Origin of the sequence: Pseudomonas asplenii (genome assembly GCF_001293465.1) — a bacterium.
GTDB classification, from domain to species: Bacteria; Pseudomonadota; Gammaproteobacteria; order Pseudomonadales; family Pseudomonadaceae; genus Aquipseudomonas; species Aquipseudomonas fuscovaginae_B.
The window spans coordinates 23,595-32,850 of record NZ_JSYZ01000043.1 but is presented as its reverse complement, the minus strand read 5'-3'; the positions used below and the strand labels follow the sequence as shown (position 1 = coordinate 32,850).

Below are 9,256 nucleotides of genomic sequence, written 5' to 3'. Positions count from 1 at the left end.
ATCTCAAGGAGTTTTCCGTTCGAACTGCGCCGGAAGTGGGGCGCATTATAGGCCCCTGGGAATGAGCGTCAACCGTTATTTTCAGATTTCTGTCATAAAGGTCAAAACCGCCAATCCAAAGCCCGCTCGCTGCTGCAGGAGGGAGGAGCCTGGATGTTGTGTCATGTGCAGACCCCTATTAAAAGGCAAAAGCGGAACAGCCCCCCCCCCAAACAAGCAGAAGGCCGGCCCACCTCCTGCCATCAAACGATCTTGAGTGCCTTCAGGATAACCAGCGACTTATCGCCAAATGCCTCGGCCTGGGCCAGCAACTCCGCAGTATTCTCTTCGGCAGTGGTAAGGGCCCGTCCATCCTTGACGATCCCCTCCCCCTGGGAACTGATGATGCCCCACGCAAACTGCGCCCACTCAGCAGGGTGTTTTTTACCCTGCATGATCGATATCAGGAACAGTTGCCCGAAACGACTGATCGACACGCCACCTCCCGTCACCGGGCTAGCCAGGGTCGATATCGGGTTGTTGAACAGCGAACGTTTGCACAGATGCAGGTTCAGAGCACTGCAATTGGCCTGCACCAGCTTTTCGGCAGCCTCGCTCTGGCAGGGTGCCGCCACCCCCATGCCGACCAGTACCGTTACCGCCTGCTCCAGGTCGCCATAGGCCATCGAAGGCACAGCCCCCAACAGCTGCCGCAAGGTTTTCGGCGCATAGGCCTTCGCCGCCAGCGCTTCGAGCACAGGGCCGTATATCTCTGACTGCAATGTCGCTTCACCGGCCGGCCCCTTGACGCTACCCGGAACGGTCTCCGCTGCCTGCAACAGGACAAAGCGGGTATTGAGCATACCCTCGCGCTGCTCTGCAGCAGACAATCTGATAGCGCCGCGCTGGTACAGATCCCGACGGAAATGCTGATTGACGAAATAGTCACGCGCCTGCTCGCGCATGACCGGCTGCTCGATCCCTTCCAGGAAATCCATGCCTTCACCGGTCAGGTTGAGCGGGTCCACCGAATCGAGTGGCACGGCGGTCGTGGCATAGTCGAGCTTGGCCGCGGACAGGGCATCCACCACATCGGTGAAATACATGCAGTTCCAGTCGCGGTTGAAATATTCATGGGCAACATACTGGCGATTCTGCCCCTTGACGCCCTGCAACTTGGCAACGACGTTCGGAGCCGCCTCGGCGTACAGGGGATTTGCCGCCAACAACGCCTCAGAGAATTGCAGCGCTGCATCTATACGTTCGGCCGGCAGCATCGAGGCATTGGAGGCAAATCGGTCGTGGAGACGGAACAACTGGCGCAACGGCGCCGACGGCGACCACCCCGGAAAACAGTTGTAGCTGACATACAGCAGCCCACCTGGCTTGAGATACCGCCGGGCGAACTCGACAATCAACTTCTGATTATCGCGACTGACCCAGGTCCAGATGCCATGCAGGCTGATACTGTCGAACTGCGGCAGGTCATCGCGTGCCAGCAACTGCTCGAAGCTGTCGTCATACAGCCGGGCATTGCTACCGCTGGCCACTGCCAAGGTATTGGCATGCGCAGCCTGTGCCGGATGAAAATCGTTACCGACATAACATCCCGGGTTGGCCGCCGCATGAATATTGATCGACACACCCTGACCAAAGCCCAGCTCACAATGATAGGCACTTGCGCTCTCCAGGGTTGCGAAACCACGCAACAACAAGCAGTAGCGCTGGAAGACGGGGTTGATCTCCCGGCTATAGCTGTAGGTGTACCCCTCATCGGTGAAATAACCGTCGTTCCACGCTTCACTCATAGCCTGCTTCCTTCCTGGCAGTCGAGAACAGAAAACTCCTTCTATATAAGAGGTAGCCGCTACACATCACAAGCAGAACGATCAGAGTATCGCTCCCACGGATGTCAGTCATAGCGACCAGGGACTGTAAGAAATGTTTTCGAGCGAAGGCCAGGCAAGGCGAAAACCGGCGAACAAGCACACACTGGCCCCTAACCCGGCCGGCCGCTATCCTCTCGGGGCGAACGGCCAAAAAAAGCCTTGTAGGCGCGACTGAACGCCGCCTCCGACTCATAGCCAATCGCGAAGCCGATCTCGCCGATTCGGCTGTCATGTTTCGACAACATCGTTTTCGCCAACGTGAGCCGCCATTCATTCTGGTAACGCAGCGGCGAGCGCCCAACCAATGCGCTGAACCGATCACAGAAATTGGAGCGCGACATGCCAGCAACCTCCGCCAGCGCGTCAATGCGCCATTGTTGCCCGGGACTTCCGTGAATAGCCCTGAGCGCACGGGCTATACGCGCATCCGATAGGCCACCCAGCCAGCCTGAAGCGGCGTTCTGTTGGACCCATGTTCGCAACATGCGGATAACGGTAAGGTCGATAAGGCGCGAAACCATCAGCGCACCGCCAGGTTGAGTGTCATTGGCTTCGAGCAACATGAAATGCAGGATGCCTTCAGCCCAGGCCACAGCTTCGGCCTTGCGGATATGGATCAATCGGGGCAGGGCAAACAGCATGGCCTGGAAACTGCTCGCATCGAACCAGAATCGGCAGATCACCACGGCCACAGGCCCCTTGCTGGCCATGATCCTTATCCCGGAGGAATCATGAGGAAGCAGAATGAGATCGCCCTGCTCCAGCGTCGCGATCGCCTGCCCCCCTTCCTCGAGCTGTAACTCTCCGCTCTGCAGCACGCAAATGTGCGCACTCTTCTCATCAAGGTCGAGGCATTGCCCACTCGCCAAGACGCAGGAATAGACCCGGTCCCCGGTCAGACGAATCTGCGCAAGCACCTGGGACAGCAGATCGCCCGTGGCCAGGCCCTCCAGTTGCATTTCCGGATGAATGATCAAGTTTTCGCGGGGATTCATCATGTCTGGCCGGCCGCGCCTTTATTAAGCTGCCCCGGAATCATAACGCGCTGACGCAACTGAAACGAAGTCCTCCAACGCTGGCCGTTTATGCACATCGTCCAATCACGTGGAAAAATCAAATGTCTGGAATCTCCCCCCTCGGCTGGATACACACGCTTGGCAGCCTGCCTGCCATCCCACTGGCAATCCACATGTTCATCCGCCACGGCCGTATCGTCCCTCGTTCCACGCCCGGACTGCTCTATTTGGCGTCAATGCTGATCGGCGGCTTCACTGTCTTCCTGGTCGCTCATCAACCCGTCAGTAAAATCGTGGGCGTCATCACGATTGCATTGCTGCTGGCCGGCTATGGCGTTGGCAGCATCAACTGGCTGGGACGGGCCCGCAATTATCTGGAAACCATTTTCCTGAGCCTGACCGCGTTTTTCCTGATGCTACCCACCGTCTCCGAAACGCTGCGCCGAGTGCCAGACGGACATCCGTTCGTCACCGATCTGAAATCGCCGATACTGCTGGGAGCCCAGGGTGCCATCGCTGTAGTGCTGGTTGTGGGACTGAGCGCACAAATGATTTATCTGCGCAGGAGAGGGGGAAACTTTGCCTAGCGCGCACCGGGAGGCGCCGTGCAGGCAATTCAGGCTTGGCGTGCAGGCTGCGAGACTGTGTTGATGGTGTCCCAGGGCAGGTTCGAACTGCCAACCTTCCCCTTAGGAGGGGGATGCTCTATCCAATTGAGCTACTGAGACAACGAGCGTCTACCCGAACAGGCGACGCGACGGACGGCGTGCATGTTAACGGGCACGCCGGCGTTTGTCATGTCATCCATGGGCTTTTTAACGGTAAGTCGCCTCTGTGGGTGCCACAAGACACTGTCGCCACTGATAGCAGGGACATCACCTTCCCTCTCACGCTCGTCGGTCGGAAAAGGCCCTGGCTGCCCCGCTTCGGACCGTTCGTCCACTAGAAAATCAGCCATTTGCCACTATCCTTCAACAATAGAGGCAAAAGGCCAGATCACCGCGTAGCATATGCGGCAGGAAGGCTCGTAGCCTTCAGACTGGCTTGGGATGGCCGATCAGAGCACCGCACCGGCAAAAACTTTCAAACCAGTGCGCATTTCTGATAATTGGTGCTGGCATATCGCCTTTATCCAGTTCAATATTTGTCACAGAATTGACGCCAATGATCTGGCAAATTTGAGGCATGATGCGGGCCTCATCTCAATTCAGGTTGAACATTTGGCAAAGCATGCTGTCCTACTGACATCCTGCGGCCAATTCCGAGAACCGCTCCCCTGAACTAACCGGTTTAAAACTATGCGCCCATTGAAACAGGCAATTTATTCCAGCCGTACAGCTGACAAATTCGTCGTGCGTCTGCCCGATGGAATGCGGGAACGCATCGCCGACGTGGCTCGTAACCACCACCGCAGCATGAATTCCGAGATCATTGCACGCCTGGAGCAGAGTCTTATTCAGGAAGGTGCCTTGGGCGACGAGCTCAGCATGCGTCTGGACAGCCCGGAGCTGTCCCTGCATGAGCGCGAGCTGCTGCAACGCTTCCGTCAATTGTCCCATCGTCAGCAGAATGCCCTGGTGTCGCTGATTGCACACGACGCCGAAATGGCCGCAGACGCCAGCTGATTCATCCCTGAAAGCTCAAGCCAGCCTCGTGCTGGCTTTTTTTTGCGTCAAATTCGGGAAGGTCCCGGGAAAAGCCCGGGAACCTGGAGAGGTGGCGCAACCAGAAGGCCGCGCCCGGAGACTCAGAGCAGGAAAAGTGTCGCCAACCCGAGGAAGATGAAGAAGCCGCCACTGTCGGTCATGGCAGTGATCATGACGCTGGAGCCCATCGCCGGATCGCGCCCCAGACGCGCCAGCGTCATGGGAATAAGCACCCCCATCAAGGCCGCCAGCAACAGGTTCAGCGTCATTGCGGCCGTCATGACCACCCCCAGCGACCAACTGCCATACAGCACATAGGCCACGACGCCGATCACGCCCCCCCAGATCAGACCGTTGAGCAGCGCCACCGCCAACTCCTTGCGCATCAGCCGCGAGGTATTGCCGGTACTGACCTGGTCCAGGGCCATCGCACGCACAATCATGGTGATGGTCTGGTTACCGGAGTTGCCACCAATCCCCGCAACGATAGGCATCAACGCAGCCAGCGCCACCAGCTTCTCGATAGAACCCTCGAAAAGACCGATCACCCGCGAGGCGATGAAGGCGGTGATCAGGTTGATCGCCAACCACGCCCAGCGGTTACGCAAGGACTTCCAGACCGAGGCGAAGATGTCTTCCTCTTCCCGCAGACCCGCCATGCTGAGGACTTCGCTCTCACTCTCCTCACGAATCAGGTCGACCATCTCGTCAATGGTCAAACGGCCGATCAGCTTGCCGTTCTTGTCGACCACCGGTGCCGAAATCAGGTCATAACGCTCGAAGGCCTGCGCCGCGTCATAGGCATCCTCATCCGGGTGAAAACTGACCGGATCACTGGCCATGACATCGGCCACCTGCTTTTCGGGATCATTGACCAGCAACCGCTTGATCGGCAGCACGCCCTTGAGCACGCCGTCATAGTCCACGACAAACAGCTTGTCGGTGTGCCCCGGCAGCTCCTTGAGCCGGCGCAGGTAACGCAATACGACTTCCAGGCTGACGTCTTCACGGATGGTGACCATCTCGAAGTCCATCAGCGCGCCGACCTGCTCCTCGTCATAGGACAACGCGGAGCGAACGCGCTCACGCTGCTGACCGTCGAGAGCTTCCATCAGCTCATGCACGACGTCCCGTGGCAGTTCGGGCGCCAGGTCGGCGAGTTCGTCGGCATCCATCTCCTTGGCCGCGGCCAGGAGTTCGTGATCGTCCATGTCGGCGATCAGCGTTTCACGAACAGCGTCGGATACTTCGAGCAGAATGTCGCCGTCGCGCTCGGCCTTGACCAGTTGCCAGACCGTCAGGCGATCATCCAGGGGCAAGGCTTCAAGAATATGAGCGACGTCAGCGGAGTGCAGATCATCGAGCTTGCGCTGCAGCTCGACGAGATTCTGCCGGTGGACCAGGTTCTCCACCCGATCCTGATGATGACCTTCCTGACGATGGGTCAGGTCCTCGACCACCCGCTGACGATGCAGCAGCTCGACGACTTGAGCCAGGCGGTCCTGCAAGCTTTCTTGAGATTTCTTTACTTCGATTTCGGTCATAGGCGAACTCCACTCCCAGCAGTGGAACACGCCGGAAGGATCAATCAGTCAATTCTTGATTGGTAAAGCGAAATACTGAGTAACTACTGGGTAAGTCCATGGAGGTTTTCCACAAGCCCCGGCGGGGCTGACGGGCGCAATCATACACTGCCTTAGACGCTTTAACGGCAAAAATCTTGGCAAGAACAAGCGCTTGCGAGAAAAGCCGGACATTCTTCAGCTGCTTTTGAATTCGACGACGCATCCCGAAAAGAAAACACACGCCCGCTGTAAAAGCCCGCAACTAGGCTTTAACAACGACCGTCATGGAGGACCCTCGATGCCACCAAGAACCTGCTGCCTGCTGATTCCCCTGGCGCTGTACCAGCCTCCCGGCGCGAGCGCCGCGATGGTGCAGCGTTGCGAAGACGCCAGCGGCCACATCACCTTCACCACATTGGGCTGCCCGCACGACACCCACCTGCGAACGCAACGCGCAGACAATCACGCACCCGGCAGCAAGCCCCTGCCCACCAGACAGCAAACGGCATCCCGGGAAATCTCTCCAACGCCCCGGGAGCTGATCGTAGTGGGCGAACATGACGATGGATGTGGCAACCTGCTGGATGCACGCTCACGACGCCAGGCCGTCATCCAGCAACAGGTGCGCCCCGGCATGAATCGCCAGGAAGTGGAAAGCGCCCTGGGCAAGCCGGACAAGATAAGTACAAGCAACAGTACCACGCGCTATTACTACAACCTGAAAAAAGGTCGCAGCAGCCTGGTGCAGTTCGATGAAAGAGGATGCGTCAAACGCTAGAAAGCAAGAAGCCCGCAACATGTGCGGGCTTCTTGGTGTATGGTGCACTCGACAGGATTCGAACCTGTGACCGCTCGGTTCGTAGCCGAGTACTCTATCCAGCTGAGCTACGAGTGCATTTTGTGTTTTTAGACCAGACCACAACTGGTTGAAGCCACGTAATCCGTATTGCTACCGATGACGCTTAAATGGTGCACTCGACAGGATTCGAACCTGTGACCGCTCGGTTCGTAGCCGAGTACTCTATCCAGCTGAGCTACGAGTGCATTTGTTGCCGCGCATTATAGGTCGTCAAATCTTTTTGTAAAGCACTTTTTCTAGTAATTTCAACAACTTACAGAAGAAGCCAGATCGTAACGCACTAAGCAAATAATGGCGGAGAACGGGGGATTCGAACCCCCGACACCCTTTTGAGGTGTACTCCCTTAGCAGGGGAGCGCCTTCGGCCACTCGGCCAGCTCTCCGCAACACGGGGCGTATATTAACCAGCTTTTTCCCCGTTTGCAAACAAAAAAAACGAGAAAAATTAATGGCTTGGTTCTTCGTCCTTCTCTTTCTTGATCCGCAGGTAGATTTCCTCACGGTGGACGGCCACTTCCTTGGGGGCGCTGACACCAATACGCACTTGATTTCCTTTGACGCCGAGCACGGTCACAGTGATTTCGCCATCACCAATGATCAGGCTTTCTGCGCACCGACGAGTCAGAATCAACATACCTATCTCCTCACGCATTTCAGTTCAGGGACAACACAGTCTGCAAAAAAAAGGGCTTCGGCCTACACCCAAGATAGCCATAGCCCTACGCCCCTAAGTATTGACGAGAGCGGGCAAAAGAACAGCGCTTGCCCACACTTATCAAAAAATACAAAGGGCGCGGTTCAACCGCGCCCTTTGGAGTAACGCAATCACTCGCCCTGTCGGGCCGGAGCGTCCAGCTCGAACGCCGTGTGCAGTGCACGTACGGCCAGCTCCAGGTACTTCTCCTCGATCACCACCGAAACCTTGATTTCGGAAGTGGAGATCATCTGGATATTGATGCTTTCCTTGGCCAGTGCCTCGAACATGCGGCTGGCAACGCCCGCGTGGGAGCGCATGCCGACACCGACGATCGAGACCTTGGCAATCCTGGTGTCGCCAATCACTTCCCGGGCGCCGATTTCACGCGCGGTGTTCTCCAGTACATTCTGCGCCGACTGGTAGTCGTTGCGGTGTACGGTGAAGGTGAAGTCGGTGGTGTTATCGTGCGAGACATTCTGCACGATCATGTCGACTTCGATGTTGGCGGCACTGATCGGGCCGAGAATCTTGAAGGCCACGCCCGGAGTATCGGGCACGCCACGGATGGTCAGCTTGGCTTCATCGCGGTTGAAGGCGATGCCGGAAATGATCGGCTGTTCCATGGATTCCTCTTCATCAATAGTAATGAGGGTACCCGGACCCTCCTTAAAGCTGTGCAGAACGCGCAGCGGAACGTTGTACTTGCCGGCGAACTCGACTGCGCGGATCTGCAGGACCTTGGAGCCGAGGCTGGCCATTTCCAGCATTTCCTCGAAGGTGATCTTGTCCAGGCGCTGAGCCGACGCGACGACCCGCGGGTCGGTGGTGTAGACCCCATCGACGTCAGTGTAGATCTGGCATTCGTCAGCCTTCAGGGCCGCGGCCAGTGCCACACCGGTGGTGTCGGACCCCCCACGACCGAGCGTGGTGATATTGCCGTTCTCGTCAACACCCTGGAAGCCGGCGACGACAACCACACGACCTTCCTTCAGATCAGCACGAATCTTCTGATCGTCAATCTGCAGGATGCGTGCTTTAGTGTGAGCACTGTCGGTCAGGATCCGCACCTGGTTACCGGTATACGACACCGCTGGCACGCCGCGCTTCATCAGCGCCATGGCCAGCAACGCGATGGTCACCTGCTCACCGGTGGAAACGATCACATCCAGTTCGCGTGGAACCGGCTGGTTCTCGCCACTGATTTGTTTGGCCAGATCGATCAGGCGATTGGTTTCGCCGCTCATCGCAGACAGCACAACCACCAGGTCATCGCCGGCTTCGCGGAATTTCTTAACCTTGTCGGCGACCTGCTCGATTCTCTCGACAGTGCCGACTGAGGTGCCTCCAAATTTCTGTACGATCAAAGCCATTTCTAAGCCGCCTCAGCCCGTAAAGGGGCGCCCATTAATCATTCAAACCACAGCCTCGCTGCCTATCACCAGGCGCTGTAGAAAATGTATCTGCGCTCGCCCAGGCTGCGTTGAAAACCGGTTCGCCATGCTCATTGACTCCAGTCAACTGCGCTTGCTCGCCAGTTTTCGCCTGGCCTGGCTTTCGCCCGAAAACATTTCGTACAGCCCTTGGACGATAGGCATTTGCGCGAAG

Annotated in this window: 8 protein-coding genes and 4 tRNA genes; 3 read left to right on the top strand and 9 right to left on the bottom strand. The window is 57.4% G+C overall.

The genetic code is table 11. The features are described 5' to 3' along the window. Positions 1-242: 242 nt before the first annotated feature. Together PF66_RS30810 and PF66_RS30805 are read right to left on the bottom strand one after the other, a co-directional pair. Entirely contained in the window at positions 243-1,787 is a 1,545-nt protein-coding gene (locus PF66_RS30810) for a class I SAM-dependent methyltransferase (RefSeq protein ID WP_054058782.1), read from the bottom strand. Between the two features lie 191 nt (positions 1,788-1,978). After that, positions 1,979-2,866 (bottom strand): AraC family transcriptional regulator, encoded by an 888-nt coding sequence (locus PF66_RS30805; RefSeq protein ID WP_054058783.1) that lies wholly within the window; start codon positions 2,864-2,866, stop codon positions 1,979-1,981. Positions 2,867-2,985: 119 nt separating this feature from the next. Here PF66_RS30805 and PF66_RS30800 point away from each other — a divergent pair, with 119 nt between their 5' ends. Further along, complete coding sequence (locus tag PF66_RS30800; protein WP_054064783.1) at positions 2,986-3,471, top strand: hypothetical protein; 486 nt, start codon at positions 2,986-2,988, stop codon at positions 3,469-3,471. A 64-nt stretch (positions 3,472-3,535) separates the two neighbouring features. On the opposite strand, the gene PF66_RS30795 is transcribed toward PF66_RS30800, so the two are convergent. Next, positions 3,536-3,612: transfer RNA gene (locus PF66_RS30795), tRNA-Arg, on the bottom strand. 570 nt (positions 3,613-4,182) lie between these two features. Here PF66_RS30795 and PF66_RS30790 point away from each other — a divergent pair. Further along, entirely contained in the window at positions 4,183-4,509 is a 327-nt protein-coding gene (locus PF66_RS30790; protein ID WP_026145013.1) for an Arc family DNA-binding protein, read from the top strand. 122 nt (positions 4,510-4,631) lie between these two features. Here the strand turns inward: PF66_RS30790 and mgtE are convergent, their stop codons facing one another. Beyond that, positions 4,632-6,074 carry a magnesium transporter gene (gene mgtE, locus PF66_RS30785; protein ID WP_017902917.1) on the bottom strand — a complete coding sequence of 481 codons (1,443 nt, stop codon included), beginning with the start codon at positions 6,072-6,074 and terminating at the stop codon, positions 4,632-4,634. A 319-nt stretch (positions 6,075-6,393) separates the two neighbouring features. Between mgtE and bamE the strand changes: the two genes are divergently transcribed. Next, positions 6,394-6,873 carry an outer membrane protein assembly factor BamE domain-containing protein gene (gene bamE / locus PF66_RS33260; RefSeq protein ID WP_193394246.1) on the top strand — a complete coding sequence of 160 codons (480 nt, stop codon included), beginning with the start codon at positions 6,394-6,396 and terminating at the stop codon, positions 6,871-6,873. A 40-nt stretch (positions 6,874-6,913) separates the two neighbouring features. Here the strand turns inward: bamE and PF66_RS30775 are convergent. From PF66_RS30775 to PF66_RS30755, 5 genes are all read right to left on the bottom strand, one after another. Beyond that, positions 6,914-6,990 (bottom strand) — tRNA-Arg (locus tag PF66_RS30775). A gap of 72 nt (positions 6,991-7,062) precedes the next feature. Next, positions 7,063-7,139: transfer RNA gene (locus PF66_RS30770), tRNA-Arg, on the bottom strand. A 107-nt stretch (positions 7,140-7,246) separates the two neighbouring features. Continuing rightward, positions 7,247-7,337, bottom strand: a tRNA-Ser gene (locus PF66_RS30765). Positions 7,338-7,399: 62 nt separating this feature from the next. Next, complete coding sequence (csrA, locus tag PF66_RS30760; RefSeq protein ID WP_054058785.1) at positions 7,400-7,588, bottom strand: carbon storage regulator CsrA; 189 nt, start codon at positions 7,586-7,588, stop codon at positions 7,400-7,402. 191 nt (positions 7,589-7,779) lie between these two features. Beyond that, on the bottom strand, positions 7,780-9,021 hold the full coding sequence (locus PF66_RS30755; RefSeq protein ID WP_054058786.1) for an aspartate kinase: 1,242 nt from the start codon (positions 9,019-9,021) through the stop codon (positions 7,780-7,782). Between the last annotated feature and the right edge of the window lie 235 nt (positions 9,022-9,256).

Bases quoted from the DNA above. Each gene is read 5' to 3' on its own strand.
- PF66_RS30810 (WP_054058782.1), bottom strand. From the start codon at position 1,787: ATGAGTGAAGCGTGGAACGACGGTTATTTCACCGATGAGGGGTACACC.
- PF66_RS30805 (WP_054058783.1), bottom strand. From the start codon at position 2,866: ATGATGAATCCCCGCGAAAACTTGATCATTCATCCGGAAATGCAACTG.
- PF66_RS30800 (WP_054064783.1), top strand. From the start codon at position 2,986: ATGTCTGGAATCTCCCCCCTCGGCTGGATACACACGCTTGGCAGCCTG.
- PF66_RS30790 (WP_026145013.1), top strand. From the start codon at position 4,183: ATGCGCCCATTGAAACAGGCAATTTATTCCAGCCGTACAGCTGACAAA.
- mgtE (WP_017902917.1), bottom strand. From the start codon at position 6,074: ATGACCGAAATCGAAGTAAAGAAATCTCAAGAAAGCTTGCAGGACCGC.
- bamE (WP_193394246.1), top strand. From the start codon at position 6,394: ATGCCACCAAGAACCTGCTGCCTGCTGATTCCCCTGGCGCTGTACCAG.
- csrA (WP_054058785.1), bottom strand. From the start codon at position 7,588: ATGTTGATTCTGACTCGTCGGTGCGCAGAAAGCCTGATCATTGGTGAT.
- PF66_RS30755 (WP_054058786.1), bottom strand. From the start codon at position 9,021: ATGGCTTTGATCGTACAGAAATTTGGAGGCACCTCAGTCGGCACTGTC.